The sequence below is a fragment of the Serratia nevei genome, assembly GCF_024160145.1.
Classification (GTDB): domain Bacteria; phylum Pseudomonadota; class Gammaproteobacteria; order Enterobacterales; family Enterobacteriaceae; genus Serratia; species Serratia nevei_A.
This window is the reverse complement of record NZ_JAMYWQ010000026.1, coordinates 1-15,667: the sequence shown is the minus strand read 5'-3', so window position 1 is coordinate 15,667 and position 15,667 is coordinate 1. Positions and strand designations below refer to the sequence as shown.

11 protein-coding genes are annotated in these 15,667 nt (G+C 60.9%); 3 read left to right on the top strand and 8 right to left on the bottom strand.

The annotated features are described in order from the left end of the window. Positions 1-9 precede the first annotated feature (9 nt). The 5 genes from M6G53_RS17310 to ppk1 form a co-directional block, all read right to left on the bottom strand. Complete coding sequence (locus M6G53_RS17310; RefSeq protein WP_253333271.1) at positions 10-3,330, bottom strand: diguanylate cyclase; 3,321 nt, start codon at positions 3,328-3,330, stop codon at positions 10-12. A 185-nt stretch (positions 3,331-3,515) separates the two neighbouring features. Beyond that, positions 3,516-4,949 carry a magnesium transporter gene (mgtE, locus tag M6G53_RS17305; RefSeq protein WP_015378729.1) on the bottom strand — a complete coding sequence of 478 codons (1,434 nt, stop codon included), beginning with the start codon at positions 4,947-4,949 and terminating at the stop codon, positions 3,516-3,518. Between the two features lie 103 nt (positions 4,950-5,052). Next, positions 5,053-5,235 carry a YfgG family protein gene (locus M6G53_RS17300; RefSeq protein ID WP_004941600.1) on the bottom strand — a complete coding sequence of 61 codons (183 nt, stop codon included), beginning with the start codon at positions 5,233-5,235 and terminating at the stop codon, positions 5,053-5,055. A 181-nt stretch (positions 5,236-5,416) separates the two neighbouring features. After that, a complete protein-coding gene (ppx, locus tag M6G53_RS17295; RefSeq protein ID WP_253333269.1) occupies positions 5,417-6,967 on the bottom strand; it encodes an exopolyphosphatase in 1,551 nt (516 codons plus the stop codon). A gap of 10 nt (positions 6,968-6,977) precedes the next feature. Then, complete coding sequence (ppk1, locus tag M6G53_RS17290; RefSeq protein ID WP_253333267.1) at positions 6,978-9,041, bottom strand: polyphosphate kinase 1; 2,064 nt, start codon at positions 9,039-9,041, stop codon at positions 6,978-6,980. Between the two features lie 396 nt (positions 9,042-9,437). Here ppk1 and M6G53_RS17285 point away from each other — a divergent pair, with 396 nt between their 5' ends. The 3 genes from M6G53_RS17285 to pstB are packed head-to-tail and all read left to right on the top strand — an operon-like array spanning position 9,438 to position 14,096. Beyond that, positions 9,438-11,609, top strand: coding sequence for an ABC transporter permease subunit (locus M6G53_RS17285; protein WP_253333265.1), 2,172 nt, complete (start codon positions 9,438-9,440; stop codon positions 11,607-11,609). After that, positions 11,606-13,255 carry a phosphate ABC transporter permease PstA gene (pstA, locus tag M6G53_RS17280; RefSeq protein ID WP_253333263.1) on the top strand — a complete coding sequence of 550 codons (1,650 nt, stop codon included), beginning with the start codon at positions 11,606-11,608 and terminating at the stop codon, positions 13,253-13,255. Before M6G53_RS17285 ends, pstA begins: the two co-directional genes overlap by 4 nt. 28 nt (positions 13,256-13,283) lie before the next feature. Then, complete coding sequence (gene pstB, locus M6G53_RS17275; protein WP_253333261.1) at positions 13,284-14,096, top strand: phosphate ABC transporter ATP-binding protein PstB; 813 nt, start codon at positions 13,284-13,286, stop codon at positions 14,094-14,096. Positions 14,097-14,368: 272 nt separating this feature from the next. On the opposite strand, the gene M6G53_RS17270 is transcribed toward pstB, so the two are convergent. The 3 genes from M6G53_RS17270 to M6G53_RS17260 form a co-directional block, all read right to left on the bottom strand. Further along, positions 14,369-14,590 (bottom strand): hypothetical protein, encoded by a 222-nt coding sequence (locus M6G53_RS17270; RefSeq protein WP_253333259.1) that lies wholly within the window; start codon positions 14,588-14,590, stop codon positions 14,369-14,371. A gap of 186 nt (positions 14,591-14,776) precedes the next feature. Beyond that, positions 14,777-15,328, bottom strand: a complete 552-nt coding sequence (gene speG / locus M6G53_RS17265) for a spermidine N1-acetyltransferase (RefSeq protein WP_253333257.1) — start codon at positions 15,326-15,328, stop codon at positions 14,777-14,779. A 107-nt stretch (positions 15,329-15,435) separates the two neighbouring features. Next, the coding region (locus tag M6G53_RS17260) for a hypothetical protein (protein WP_253333255.1) at positions 15,436-15,667 on the bottom strand (232 nt) is incomplete at its 5' end.

Genomic DNA, 15,667 nt, shown 5'->3' with positions numbered 1-15,667 from the left:
GCCGAGGCGTTAGCGGATGCCGAAGTAGCCGCCGCTGAGCAGAACCGCCAGCGGTTGCTCTTGAGCCACCTGGTCGCCGTCCGCCAGATCGACGCCGATATCGCGCAACGCCTGCAGCGTCGCAGGCTGATGAGCCGGCCCGGCGAGGGTCTGCGCCTTGATCCGATGTGCCGCGCCGTTGAGCATCGACACCATCAGCTCATCCATCTGGTTACAGTGCACATTGGTGATAAAGCGTTCATCGATACGGATGATGTCGATCTTCTGATCGCCCAGTTCATCGAAGGCATTGATGTTATGCCCGAAGCCGTTGACGATCAGTCGGCAGCCCAACCGTTGCAGCTCGCGCAGAAATGCCTGGCACTGTTCGGCGTGCTCCAGCAGCGCGGCCTCATCGATGTTGAACAGCAGCGCCCGTGGCGGCAGCGACGAGGCGCGCACCGTTGCCGTCAGGTCGCGCTGGAAGTCGGCGCTCAACAGGCTGTCAATGGCCAGCGGCAGCGCGAGTGACAGTCCTTTGCGCTTGATGTCGTCGGCGTAGCGTTCCAGCAGTTGCCTTACCGCCCAGCGATCGAGCTCCGGCATCAGGCCGTACAGCTGCGCGGCGGCGATAAAAGCCTCGTGTGGCAGAGGCCGATCGTCTGAGGTCATCACCTGCAGCTTCACCTGATGGAACGCGGCCGACTGCGGCGTCGCCGGCGGCGCGACCGCATGGGTCAGCAGCTGCAGCTGCCCCTCGCTGATGATCGCCTGTATCTCGTGTGGATTCAGTAATTCATGCTGCCGTTCCAGCTGCTGTTTTTGCCGCGTTTCGTACAGATAAACCTGGCCGCGGCCGTGGTGCTTGGCGGTATAGCAGGCGATGTCGGCCTGCGCCAACAGCTCACTGCTTTTGGCCTCGCCGCTGATGCGCGCGATGCCGGCGCTGGCGCCGACGCGGTAAATTTTCCCTTCCCAGTAGAACGGGTGCTGGCTGATTTGGTTGATCACCTGCTGCACCAGCGATTTGGCCTGTTCCAACCGGCAGTCGAACAGGATCAGACCAAACTCATCGCCGCCCAGCCTGGCCAGGCAGTCACTGTTGCGCAGCTGGCGTCGCATCAGCTGAGCGATGTCCCGCAGCAAGGCATCGCCCGCCGCATGACCGGCGGTATCGTTCACCGCCTTGAACCGATCCAGATCGAGGAACACCAGCGAATGCGCCGGTTCCCCGCCGGCGACGATCGCCGCCTTCAGCTGTTTCTCGAAGCTGGTACGGTTCGGCAGGCCGGTCAGCGCATCGTGTGAGGCGCTGTAGCTGAGCTTTTTCATCAGTTCGCGCGAGGCGGTGACGTCTTGCAGCACCATCACCGCGCCCATGGTTTCGCCGTCGAGAGTTTTCAGCGGTGAGACCGACGGCTGCACGTCGAAATAGCGCCCGTCGCGGCTGTGCAACACCAGCGCGTAATCTGCCGGCCATTGCCGCGGGGATTGCGCGAGGTTTTCGATTTCCGGGCCGTCTTTGCCGTTGGTCAGGCGCACCACACCGGCGACGGGCATGCCGATCGCCAGATCGAGCGGCCAGCCGCACATCTGCTCGGCCACCGGGTTCATAAAGGTAATGCGCAGGTGGCTGTCGGTGGAAATCACCCCTTCGCCAATGGCGTCGAGGGTGATGTGCAAGCGCTCTTTCTCTTCGTGCAGCGCCTCGGCGAGACTCTTGAGCTCGGTCATGTCGATATTGGTGCCGATCATGCGCAGCGGCCGCCCCTGGTTGTCCAGGATCACGTTGCCCTGGCCGCGGATATGGCGCACCTTGCCGCCGCGCGTGGTGATACGAAATTCCATGACAAAAGGCTTGGGATCGGCCAGCAGCGCCGCCAGTTCACGATCGGTACGGTCGCGGTCTTCCGGCACCAGCAGGGTGCGCCACAGCGCCAGCGTCGGCGTTTGGTCGGGGCTGAGATCGTAGAGTTCGAACATGCGCTGATCCCAGGTGAAGTTTTCCTGGCTCATCACCCATTCCCAGATGCCAACCCCGCCCACCTGGTTGGCCAGCGTAATGCGCTCCACCAGCCGGTTGTTCTCCGCCTCGCTGCGTTTGAGGCCGCTGATGTCCTCGACCTGAGAGATGAAATACAGCGGCTGGCCTTCGGCGTCGCGCACCAGCGAGACCGCCAACAGCGCCCAGACGGTCTGGCCGTCGCTGCGGATATAGCGTTTCTCCATGGTATAGCTGCTGATACGCCCCGCGAGCAGATCGTGCAGCTGGCTCAGATCGGCTTCGAGATCGTCCGGGTGGGTGATCGCCTGAAACGTCAGACGATGCAACCCTTCCGGCGTATAGCCGAGCAGTTTGCACAGCGCTTGATTGACCTGTAGCCATTTGCCTTCCGGCGACACCAGCGCCATGCCGATGGCGGAGTACTCCAGTGCGCTGCGAAAGCGGCTTTCGCTCTCGACAATGTGCTGTTTCTCCACCCGGAAGGTGTGCATCACCATCGCCATCGCATGCGCCGGGATCAGGATCAGCAGCATCGGCAAGTACAGGCCGAGATCGCCGAAGGCATGCGGAGAGACCTGCTGGTGCAGCAGGCCCAGCGAGATCAGCACCGTGATCAGCAGGAGGGTGCAGAAACAGACGGCGAAGGCCTCGAAGCGCGGCAGCGCAATGGCGGCCCACAGCAGCGGCAGAATGACGAAGGTGAACGGGAACGGCAGATAGGTCAACGCCAGATAGCTGAAGGCCAGGGTGCCCATCAACGTGAGCAGCAGCGGGTAAGGGTTGAGCATCGCCAGCGTGCGGCGGTGATAGGTGAGGCCAAGCGGCGCCAGCGACAGCACCCCTATCGCTTCGGAGATGAACCAGGTACCGAACGCCTGCCAAAAAGTCTGGTCAGGCGCTGGCGTCAGCCCGGCGGCCAGCAGCGCGCTGAACAGCGGGGTAAAGATCACCGCGCACACCACGAAGCGCAGCCAACAGCCCAGATCGCTCAGCGGATCGTTCGCCGGCAGCGTGCGGCGCAGCAGCAGGGCGCATACCGCCGCTTCCAGCAGGTTGATGGCGGACAGCTTGACGGGGGTGGCGCTGACGCCGAACAGCAGGAAGCTGGCGAAGACGATACCCAGGCCGCTGGCCAGCAGCGGCAGGCCCCAGTGGCGCGGGGGATATCGGTACAGCACCGCGATCGCGGCGGCGGTCGGGAACCACAGCGGCGTAAAGTGGCGGGCTTCGCTGGACAGCGACAGGCTCAGCAAGGCGAGCAAAAACGCCGCCAGCGCCACCAACAGGGAATGCGCCAGCGTGACGCCTTTGTGTGTGCCGAGCGAGTTCGGCGCGCTGATATCCATAGACACCCTTACCGATGGCCTCTGTCAGTGATTGGATTCATGACGTGGATGAATTAAGACGATTTATTGGCAAAGGGTAGTACAGCGCGAGAGGAAAACCTACCGGGAAGGCCGACTTTGCTGCGTTAACGCAAACCCGGCGACAGAATGACGAAAAAGCCGGCGCGGGGCCGGCTTTTGGCGTATTACAGCAGGAACAGGGTGGCGAGGCCGAGGAAGATGAAAAAGCCGCCGGTGTCGGTCAGCGCGGTGATGAGCACGCTCGAGCCGACCGCCGGATCGCGGCCCAGTTTGAGCATGGTCATCGGGATCACCACGCCCATCAGCGCCGCCAGCAGCAGGTTGAGCAGCATCGCCAGCGTCATCACGCCGCCCATCGCCGCGTCGCCGTACAGCAGCCAGGTGATCACGCCCATGATGCCGCCCCACACCACGCCGTTGATGATGGCCACCCCCAGCTCTCTGAGCATCAGGCGCGAGATGTTGCCGACTTCGATCTGGTGCAGCGCCAGCGCGCGCACGATCATGGTGATGGTCTGGTTGCCGGTGTTGCCGCCGATGCCGGCGACGATCGGCATCAGCGCCGCCAGCGCCACCAGCTGGGAAATGGTGTGTTCGAACAGGCCGATCACGCGCGAGGCGACGAACGCGGTGCAGAGGTTGATCGCCAGCCAGGCCCAGCGGGTCTTGACCGCCTTGCTGACCGGGGCGAACACGTCTTCTTCCGGGCTTAAACCGCCCATGCGGCGCAGGTTGGTGTCGCTCTCTTCGTTGACGGCGTCGACGATCTCTTCGATGGTCAGGCGGCCCATCAGTTTGCCCTTGGCGTCAACCACCGGGGCGCTGATCAGGTCGTAACGCTCGAACGCGCCGGCCGCTTCATCGGCCTTGTCTTCGGGCTGAAAGGTGGCGGGATCGCTGTCCATCACTTCGCGCACCGGGATCTCCGGATCGTTCAGCAGCACCGCGGTCAGCGGCAGCTCGCCCAGTAGGGTGTTTTTGCGGTCGGTGACGAACAGTTTATCGGTGGCGTCGGGAATGGTTTTGCGCATGCGCAAAAAGCGGTGCACTGCGCCGAGCGTGACGTCCGGCCGCACCGTCACCAGTTCGAAATCCATCATCCAGCCGACGCTGTCTTTGGCGTACTGGCTCATCTCGCGCACCTGGGCGCGCTGCTCCGGCTCCAGCGAGGTCAGCAACCGGCCCATCAGGTTACGCGGCAGGTATTGCGCCAGGTAGGCCTGTTCGTCGACGTCCAGCGTTTTGATCGCTTTGAGCAGATCCTTGTCGCTCATTTCCTCGATCAGGCTGTCCCAGACCGGCTCGGCAACCTCCACCAGCGTCTGACCGCGCTTGCTGTTGCCCACCAGCCGCCACAGCGCCATTCGTTCGTCCTGCGGCAGCGCTTCCAGCAGGTCCGCCAGGTCGGCGGCGTGCATATCGTCCAACAGGCCGGTGATTTCCGCCGTCTGGTTCAGCAGTTCGCTTTGGCTGAGGGCGTGTTCATCCCCGGGTCGGCCGAGGATGCCGTCGACCAATTCCTTATTGTTCAACAGCAGAGTGAGAATGCGCTGGCGATGTTCAGCGACTTTTTTGACGTTATGGGTTGCGGCTGACATGGTGTTCCTTAACGGGCGCTCGGCGTTCCTGACGCAGGCTCATTAAAAGATAGAGCATAGCGAGTGCCGGAGTCATTTTTATGAAATGGACGGGGCGCGGCGGTTATTCAGAGGAGGCGTCCTGTTGCGGCGCGCTGACTTCGGCGGCGTTTTGCGCAGCGGCCTGCTTTTTTTCCTGATGGTGCGGCACCGCCACCACGGCGGCGTACAGCAGTCGGCCGACTAAAATGATAAAGCTGATAAACAACACTATCTTCGTCATCTGTCCGGTGGTTTTCTTGCGCATATATCACCCGGTATGCCGGTGTCCTGTGTTATTCGCTCGGGAATTTGTAACCGGATTTTAGGCGCTGATGACAAAAGTTGTCCATTTTTTTCCGGCGCGCGGCGTGGCGCATTAGGGTTTCGTTTAGGTTGACGGGGCAGTGGCGGAAAGAAAAACCCCCTGTTTGGCAGGGGGCGGGGGATCAGGCGGAGCGCTGTTCGTCTTGCGAGCCTTCTTCGTCGATCAGCAGCTTCCAGCCGACGACGTCGTTCCAGTAGGCCTGTTCGCGTTCGAAGTCCAGCTGCACCAGGTTATTCTGCGCCAGGTAGCCGGCCGGGAAGCGCAGCGTCCAGTGGTTGTCGTCGGTGCTCAGGCGCAGCGTTTCCGGCGTGGTGGTCGACTGACGCTGGTTGTTGAGCAGGGTGCTTAGACGCAGCAGCTGGATCAGCGGCAGGTAGTGTTTCTTCTTGAACAGGTTGAGGCGCGGCAGTTCTTCCAGCTTGATCGCCTTGCGGTGGAAGCGCACCAGCGCCGCCAGCAGCAGCTGCTGTTCCTGGTTGAAGCCAGGCAGGTTGGAGTTTTGCAGAATGTAGGCTGAATGGCGATGCATGCCGCTGTGGTTGATGCTCAGCCCCACCTCGTGCAGCATGGCGGCCCATTTCAGCAGGGCCTCCAGCTGCGGTTGCGCCAGCTTGGTGTTTTGCGCCATCCACTGCGAGTAGAGCAGCTCGGTGGTTTCCAGCACCCGCTTGGCCTGTTCGCGATCGATGTTGTAGTGATCGGCGAGGCTTTTGGCGGTGCGGCTGCGGATGTCCTGGTGGCGGAAGCGGCCTTCCATTTCATACAGCACGCCTTCGCGCAGCGCGCCGTCAGACAGGCGCAGATCGCGGATCGCCAGCGCGTCGAACACGCCGCACAGGATAGCCAGCCCCGGCACGAACACCGATTGGCGATCTTCCGACAGCCCCGGCAGGCTCAGCGAGCTGAAGTTTTTGAACTGCAGCACCTGTTCGGTGAGCATTTCCAGGCGATCCAGAGTGATGAGACCGTCTTTTTCCCCCATCGCCACCAGCACTTCGTGGGCGGCCTTGATGGTGCCCGAGGCGCCCAGCGCATATTGCCAGCCCTGAATGCGGTACTGCCAGGCCAGCGTTTCCAGCTTCTGCGCCGCCGCCAGCCGCGCGCGGCGGAAGTTGTTTTTGCTGATCTCGCCGCCCGGGAAAAACAGCTGGGCGAAGCTGACGCAGCCCATGCGGCGGCTTTCCGCCAGCAGCGGCTCGAAGTCTTCGCCGATCACCAGCTCGGTGGAACCGCCGCCGATATCGATCACCAGTTTGCGGCCTTTCTCCGGCTGAGTATGCTCCACGCCCATGAAGATCAGACGCGCCTCTTCCTGGCCGGCGATGATTTCGATCGGGTAGGGGATCACTTTGGCGGCGCGCTTGAGGAACACTTCGGCGTTCACCGCCTGGCGCAGGGTGTGGGTACCGACGATGGTGACGTTATCCGCCGGGAAGCCCTGCAGCCGTTCGGCAAACAGCGCCAGGCAGGCCAGACCGCGTTCTATCGCCTCTTCACTGAGTACGTTGTTGCTGTCCAATCCGTCGGCGAGATGCACCCGTTGTTTTAAACGGCCCAATACCTGTAAGGCGCCGTTGACGACGCGGGCGATCACCATGTGGAAACTGTTCGACCCGAGGTCGATGGCGGCGATTTCCTGCGGTTTGTTCGTTGCAGTGTTTTTTAGCGGCATAGTTGCTGGCCTACTGTCCTGGTTGTTCCAGAGCTTTTAAGTACTCGTAAATAGCCACCTGGGCACGTACTTTGCGGCGGTTGCCGCGCGGCACGTACTGGTTGCTCAGTTCTTTATCCACATAGCGGGCTTTGACCGTATCGCTGAACAGGATCTCCAGAATGTCCAGAACGCGCTGTTTCAGCGCCGGATCCAGCAGCGATACCGCCACTTCGATACGGTAATCTATGTTGCGGGTCATCCAGTCGGCGGAGGACAGATACACCCGTTTGTCACCTTTATTGTCGAAAACGTAAACCCGATCGTGTTCCAAAAAGCGATCGACGATGCTGATCACCTGAATATTGTCGCTGATCCCCGGCAGATTGGGGATCAGGGAACACATGCCCCGCACCAGCAGGCGGATCTTCACGCCGGCGCCGGACGCGGTATATAACCGATCTACCAGCCCTTTATCCACCAGATTATTTATTTTCAACATAATGCCGGCCTGTTCTCCGGCCTGGGCGTTGGCGATTTCGTTGTCGATCAGCTCATACAGCTTCAGGCGCGAGTTTTGCGGCGACACCATCAGATTGTCGAAGGTGACTGGCCGGTAGGGGTTCTCGATAAAGTTGAACACCCGGCGTACCTCGTTGGTGATGCGTGCGTCGGCGGTCAGCAGCGAATAGTCGGTGTAGATGCGCGCGGTTTTTTCATTAAAGTTGCCGGTACCGATATGAGCATAGCGCACAATTTCATCGCCTTCACGGCGCGAAATCAGGAACAGTTTGGCGTGGATTTTCAGGCCCGGCGCGGAGAAGATCACGTGCACGCCGGCTTCGGTCAGGCGCTTCGCCCAGTGAATGTTGGCCTCTTCGTCGAAGCGCGCCTGCAGCTCGACCACCACCGTGACCTTTTTGCCGTTGTGCGCGGCGTGGATCATCGATTCGATGATGCGCGAATCTTTCGCCACCCGGTAGATGTTGATTTTGATCGCCAGCACGCTCGGATCGAACGACGCCTGGCGCAGCAATTCCAGCACGTGTTCGAAGGTGTGATACGGGTAGTAGAGCAGCACGTCTTTTTCGCGAATGGCGTCGAAGCCGTTGCGGAAACCGTCAAACCAGATGTGGCGCAGGCGCGGCAGCGGCTTGTTGACCAGATTGGCCTTGCCGACGTTCGGGAAGCTGATGAAATCTTTGAAATTGTGATAGCGGCCGCCGGCGATCACCGAATCGTAGTTGGAGATGCCCAGCTTGCCGCGCAGCAGCTCCACCATTTCGTTCGGCATGTCGCGCTGATACACGAAACGCACCGGCTCGGCGGTCAGGCGCTGTTTCAGGCTGGAGGACATCAGTTCCAGCAGGCTGGATTCCATTTCGGTGACCAGATCGTACTCCGCGTCGCGGGTCATTTTCATCGAGTAGGCGTTGAGCGCGTCGTAGTCAAAGAAGCCCTTGAAGATATCGTCCAGGCAGTAACGCAGAATGTTGTCCAGCAGGATCATCGGCTTGCGGCGGCGCGGCGCTTCCGGTGGCAGATTGACGAAACGCGGCACCTTGTCGGACGGGATCTCCAGCAGCGCATAGTCGATGCGCGCGCCGCGGATGATCTCCACCGCCAGGTAGGTGTAATCGTCTTTCAGGAACTGCACCAGGTTGGTGTCGTGGTTGATCAGGATCGGCGTGATGTGCTGGCGCAAATGCTGTTTGAAATATTGCCGCAGCCAGATTTGCTGGTTCTCGGACACCTGGCGTTCGTTGATCAGGAAGATCTGATTGCGCGCCATTTCCAGCAGCAGATCGTTGTACAGGCCATCGAATTCCTGATCGGTTTTCAGCACCTTGGCCTGGATCTTTTTCAGCAGGTGGCGCGAGGCGCCGGCGGAGCCTTGCTCTTCGCTGATCAGGATGCGCCGTTTGAGATCGGCGAAGCGGACTTTATAGAACTCGTCGAGGTTATTGGAGTAAATGCCCAGAAAACGCATACGTTCAATCAGGGGATTGCTCTTATCAGCGGCTTCCTGCAACACGCGTTCATTAAAGGATAACCAGCTTAGTTCTTTTTCGATGTAGAGCTTTTCCTGACCCATTGCCACTCCAGTTCAAATTTAGAATAGGATCCGGGACGCAGCGCCCGGATGCCGCTCTAGTGTCCTTCATCATTATTGCGAGAGATTGACAGGAAAGTCCAACATATCCATTGCGTTGGCGCGCGGCGTTTTTCGGCGGCAATAAATTTTCGCCGAGGCGGGACGCACAGCGGAATAATTGGCAGCACAAAACTAAGGTTAGCTGGCTTATTTTTGGCGTTATTAAGCGTCTTTTTGGTCATTTTTCAGCAATATATCAACGTCATATTGTCTGTTTGCAGTGTAAAAAACCTGGATTTGGGTGGGTAACTTTGTCATGCAAACGTCATAAAACTGACATAAGATGCCCGGTTATCTTACGGCGCAAGCCCGACCACATCAGCGACAGCGAGACACATGACACAGACGACGGCCAATCAACATCCCCGAGATCGCCTGCGCGGGCGCATCGACCGCGGCGTGCAGGCGGCAGTGACCGCCAGCGGGCTGATGGTGCTGATGACGTTGATGCTGATCTTCGTCTATTTGCTGTTTGCGGTGCTGCCGCTGTTCAAACCGGCCTCGCTCGGCCAGGCGCAGCCGCTGCCGATCGCGGCGTCGGCCCCGGCGCTGGCGCTGGGCATGGACGTGCAGCAGCGCGTCGGTTACCGCATCGACGCGCAGGGTTCGGGGCAATTTTATCGCCTGACGCCGCCCCCCAACGGCCAGCCCCAGGCGCCGCTGGCGCAGCAGACGCTGTTGGCCAAACCGGCGCTGCTCGCGCAGGCCGCCGGCGAGCGCGATCTGTTCGCGCTGGCACAGGCCGATGGCCGAGTGGTGGTGGCGCGCGCGGATTTCGCGACGGCGGAAAACGGCCGGCCGCAGTGGCTGTTCCCGCTCGGGCAGACGCCATTGGCGCTGGATCCGCAACGCAAGCCGCTGAAGCTGTTGGCGCTGGCGGATACGCATCGCGGGCAGTATTTGCTGGCCGGGGTGACCGACGATCGGCGCCTGGTGTTCGGCCGCTTCAGCCCGGATGGGCCGCCGCAGTTGAGCGAGCGCCCGCTGGAGCATGAGGGGCAGCAGCTGGTGCTGACGCCGGATGGCCGCCAGCTTTACCTGCTGACCGGCAACCGGCTGGCGCGTTATGAGATCGAAGGCGCGCAGCTGCAGCTGCGTGAAACGCGCACCCTTGGCGAACAGGCCCCGTATCAGATGACGGCGCTGCCCGGCGGCAGCGCGCTGCTGATCAAGGGCGCCGACGGCAATCTGCGCGAATGGTTCGAGGTGGAAACCGATCGGCGCTGGCGCCTGACGCCGGTGCAGCATTTCGACCATGGCGCCGACGGGCAAGAGCTGACGGTGGCCGAGCCTTACCGCCGGGTGTTCGCCACCCTGCGGCCCGATGGCGGCTTCTCGCTGTTCTCCACCATTCAGCCGCAGCCGCTGCTGAACACCCGTTTGGGCGCCGAGGTGCGGCAGATGGCGTTCGCGCCGCGCGGCGATGGCCTGCTGCTGGAGAGCGCGCAGGGCTGGCAGCGCTATGCGCTCGACAACCCGTATCCGGACGTCACCTGGCGTTCGCTGTGGGGCAAGGTGTGGTATGAGAACTACCCGCAGCCGGCCTATGTTTGGCAGTCCACCTCCGGCGAAGACAGCTACCAACCCAAATTCAGCCTGATGCCGGTGATCTTCGGCACCTTCAAGGCGGCGGCTTACGCGATGCTATTCGCCATTCCGCTGGCGCTGGCCGGCGCCATCTATACCGCTTACTTTATGACGCCGGGGCTGCGGCGGGTGATCAAACCGGCTATCGAAGTGATGGGCGCGCTGCCGACGGTGGTGATCGGGCTGGTGGCCGGCATTTGGCTGGCGCCGATCATCGAGCAGTATCTGTTGGCGGTACTGGCGTTGCCGCTGCTGTTGGCGGCGGCGGTGCTGCTGTGCGGCGCGCTGACCCATCGCTTTATGCCACGCTGCCGGCCGGGTGTCGATCTGCTGTTGCTGTTGCCGCTGCTGGCGTTGACGGTGTGCCTGGCCTTCAGTCTGGGGCCGCGGCTGGAGGTGGCGCTGTTCGGTGAGCCGCTGCATTTCTGGCTGGGGGATAATTATGACCAGCGCAATGCGCTGGTGGTGGGCGTGGCGATGGGCTTCGCGCTGGTGCCGATCATCTTCTCGCTGGCGGAAGACGCGCTGTTCAGCGTGCCGGCCACCCTGAGCCAGGGCTCGCTGGCGCTGGGCGCCACCCAATGGCAGACGGTGATCAAAGTGGTGCTGCCTTCCGCCAGCGCCGGCATTTTCTCCGCGCTGATGATCGGCTTTGGCCGCGCGGTGGGCGAAACCATGATCGTCCTGATGGCCACCGGCAACACGCCGATTATCGACGGCAGCCTGTTCCAGGGGCTGCGGGCGCTGGCGGCCAATATCGCCATCGAGATGCCGGAGGCGGTCTCCGGCAGCAGCCATTACCGTGTGCTGTTCCTGACCGCGCTGGTGCTGTTTGTCTTCACCTTCGTGTTCAACACGCTGGCGGAGGCGGTGCGCCTGCGGCTGCGCAAGCGCTATACGCCGAATCAGGAGGCGCCATGAAGAACTGGGTGAAGAGCGGGTCGCCGTGGGTATGGCTGACCGCCGGTTCGGTCGCCGTCAGTTTGCTGGCGCTGATCGGCATTCTGTTGCTGCTGGCCGGGCAGGGAATGCGCTATTTCTGGCCGAGCCCGGTCTACCAGTTCGAACTGAATCAGAACGGCGCCGGGCCGGTGACGGTGATCGGCGAGCTGTACCAGCAGCAAAGCATTTCGCGCCGCCAGCTGACGGAGGCGGGCGTGACGCCGCCGGGTGAGGCGCAAAGCGTCGAACGCTATCTGATCAAGGTCGGCAACCGCGAGCGCGAGGGGCAGGATTTTCGCACGCTGCTGGCCAGCGACATCCGCAGCCAAAGCACGCCGCGCAGCCTGCTGGTGCTGGAGCGCGACAGCCACGGCACCGCCTACGGCTATCTGGCGGGGCTACTGGAGGACGGCCAACCGCTGACCGGCCGTAATCTGGGGCAGGCGTTGCAGCAGCGGCTGCCGCAAATCGCCGCGCTCTCGCGCCAGGCGCACGACATTCAATTCCGCGATATGGCGCGCATCAATCAGCAATTTGACGCGCTGCGGCTGCGGGAAAAGCGCCTGCAGCGCGACGATCAGCTGGACGCCCGTGCGCAGGACGCCATCAAGGCCGAGCGGCTGGAGTTGCAGCGGCAGTACCAGCTGCTTTCCGAACGCCTGGCGGGGCTGAACCGCGATCGCCAGCGCGATGCGCTGCTGCTGCGTGACATGCAGGGCCAGACCCTGACCATTCCGCTCAGCCAGGTGCGCGATGCCTGGTACCCGAACGCCATGAACACCACCGAGAAGCTGGCGCACTGGGGCGAGCAGGTGAAGAAGTTCCTCACCGACAGCCCGCGTGAGGCGAACACCGAAGGCGGGGTGTTCCCGGCCATTTTTGGCACGGTGTTGATGGTGATCCTGATGTCGATCGTGGTGATGCCGTTTGGCGTGATTGCGGCGGTATATCTGCACGAGTATGCCGGCAACAATCTGCTGACGCGGGTGATCCGCATCGCGGTGGTCAACTTGGCCGGCGTACCCTCGATCGTCTACGGCGTCTTCGGCCTCGGCTTTTTCGTTTATATGATAGGCGGCACGCTCGACCAGCTGTTCTATCCTGAATCCTTGCCCAACCCGACCTTCGGCACGCCCGGCGTGCTGTGGGCGGCGCTGACGCTGGCGCTGCTGACGCTGCCGGTGGTGATCGTCGCCACCGAGGAAGGGCTGTCGCGCATTCCCACTTCGCTGCGGCAGGGCTCGATGGCGCTGGGCGCCAGCCGGGCCGAGACGCTGTGGCGCATCGTGCTGCCGATGGCGGCGCCGGCGATGATGACCGGCCTGATTCTGGCGGTGGCGCGCGCCGCCGGGGAGACTGCGCCGCTGATGCTGGTGGGGGTAGTGAAATCGGTGCCGGTGCTGCCGGTGGACGAGATTTTCCCGTATCTGCACCTGGAGCGGAAGTTTATGCATTTGAGCTTCCAGATCTACGATATGGCATTCCAGAGCCCGAGCGTAGAGGCGGCGCGGCCGCTGGTGTTCGCCACCGCCTTCCTGCTGGTGACGATCGTGGTGAGTTTGAATCTGGCGGCGATGGGTATTCGCCATTCGTTGAGGGAGCGGTATCGAGCATGGTCGCAGTAACAATGACGCTATTTTTGGGGAGCGCGTAATGGGTTTGATGACGCCAGGCAGTTTGCCCCGGCTGGATGTCCAGCATCTCGACGATGAACAGACCGCGCTGGCGGTCAACGGCCTGAACCTGTTTTATGGCGACAAACAGGTGCTGCACGACATTTCGCTGCGCATTCCGAAACACCGGGTGACGGCCCTGATCGGCCCTTCGGGCTGCGGTAAGTCGACGCTGCTGCGCTGTTTCAACCGCATGAACGATCTGGTGGACAACTGCCGCATCGAGGGCGATCTGCAGCTGAACGGCGCGGCGATCTCCGGCGCACAGATCGACGTGGCGGCGCTGCGGCGGCGGGTGGGCATGGTGTTCCAGCGGCCGAACCCGTTCCCGAAATCGATCTATGAAAACGTGGTGTACGGCCTGCGGCTGCAGGGCGTGCGCGACCGGCGTTTGCTGGATGAAGCGGTGGAGCGTTCGCTGCGCGCCGCCGCGCTGTGGCATGAGGTGAAGGACCGGCTGCGCGAAAATGCGTTCCGCTTGTCCAGCGGCCAGCAGCAGCGCCTGGTGATCGCGCGCGCCATCGCCATCGAGCCGGAGGTGTTGCTGCTCGACGAGCCGACCTCGGCGTTGGATCCGATCTCCACGCTGACCATCGAAGAGCTGATTTCCGCGCTGAAACAGCGTTACAGCGTGCTGCTGGTGACGCACAACATGCAGCAGGCGGCGCGCGTCTCCGACTACACCGCCTTTATTCATCAGGGCCGGCTGGTGGAGTACAACGACACCGACGCCATTTTCACCTCGCCGCGCCAGCGCCGCACCGAAGACTATATTACCGGGCGGTATGGGTGAGGGATGAGCGACGGAGGTTTTCGCTCCGTCGACTGGAATGGCCGCTGCAGTCGGCCAGTTTCTGCTGTTTTATTTTACCCGCGTATTAAGCGGGCATGAATTAAGGCATCGCATAAGTCTGATTGTCGGCGAGTTTGTTCTATTCATTTTTCATCATGCGGAATTCTATCAATTATTTGCAATTTATTATCAACCACAATTATTTCTTCGGTGATTATCAACGTAATTGCTCATGTCGGGAATGGCTGCGGCTGGTTTGAAATGACTAATCCTTAATGCGCACGGCCTTTAGTCGAAACCCGCAGCACCACCCCCACCAACAGCAACGCAGCCCCCGAGGCATAGAGCGGGAACCAACGTGTCCACCAAAGCGGAGAAAACAGCGGGGCGCTATTGGGATCTGCGGAGGCGTAGCCGCTATAGGTATTCAGGCCGGCGGCGATGGCGAGCATTGCCAGTCCGATAAAAAGAAGTAGGTTTGAAACGGTCGTCATGTCAATTTTCCTTTGTAGAGGCAGAGGTTGAGTATTATTGCCATTAATTATTTTTTGATTAATTATTCAGGCTAAATATTGTTATCTTTCCTTATTGCGTCATTTGTGGCGATAAATAGCATTCCTGCATACTAGCGCGTTATTCACCAATAAAAAACCCGCCCATGCGGGTTTTCTCGCTAAGCGTTACTTCACCCGCGGTTTATCGCCCGGCGTTTTGAACTTCGCCAGATATTGCGGCTGGAAGATGCACATGCGCAGCACGGTGCGGTATTCGCCGTTGACGAAGAACTCGTCGATCAGCTCGCCTTCCACGTTGAAGCCCAGCTTGCTGTAGATGTGGATCGCCTTCGGGTTCTCCTTGTCGACGATCAGGTACAGCTTGTACAGGTTTAACACCGAGAAGCCGTAGTCCATCGCCAAGCGGGCGGCGGTGCTGGCGTAGCCTTTGCCCTGGTGGGCGGGATCGATGATGATCTGGAACTCAGCGCGGCGGTGGATGTGATCGATCTCTACCAGCTCCACCAGGCCGACCTTGGCGCCTTCGTGCTCGATGATAAAACGGCGCTCGCTCTGATCGTGGATGTGTTTGTCGTAGAGATCGGAAAGTTCGACAAAGGCTTCGTAGGGTTCTTCAAACCAATAACGCATAACGCTGGCGTTGTTGTCCATCTGGTGGACGAACGCCAAATCGTCCCGTTCCAATGGGCGTAACCTGACGCTGGCAGTGCTGGACATGTGGGCTCCTGTGTGCCGTAAAATTCTCCGAATTATAACGCCAGCGGATGAGTTGCGGCGAAAAAAAAACGGCGCCGCATGGGCACCGTTTAGGCAAGGTTCAGACTTCAGACAGTGCAGATATCACCTGGCCGGGCGATACTTTTGGCCTCGTGTGGCGATGGGGTCTGCAATAAGATTTGTTCGGCGATTTCCGCCGATACCTTTTTAATTGTTAGTACCGATGTAAAAATGACCCACATGCCAATGTAATTCGGACCCACCTGGGGTAAAACTGGCAGTTTTAAGCGAGCTGCCGATGCTAACATTGGAGTTAAGAGTGGAGATTGCTGTTCTTCT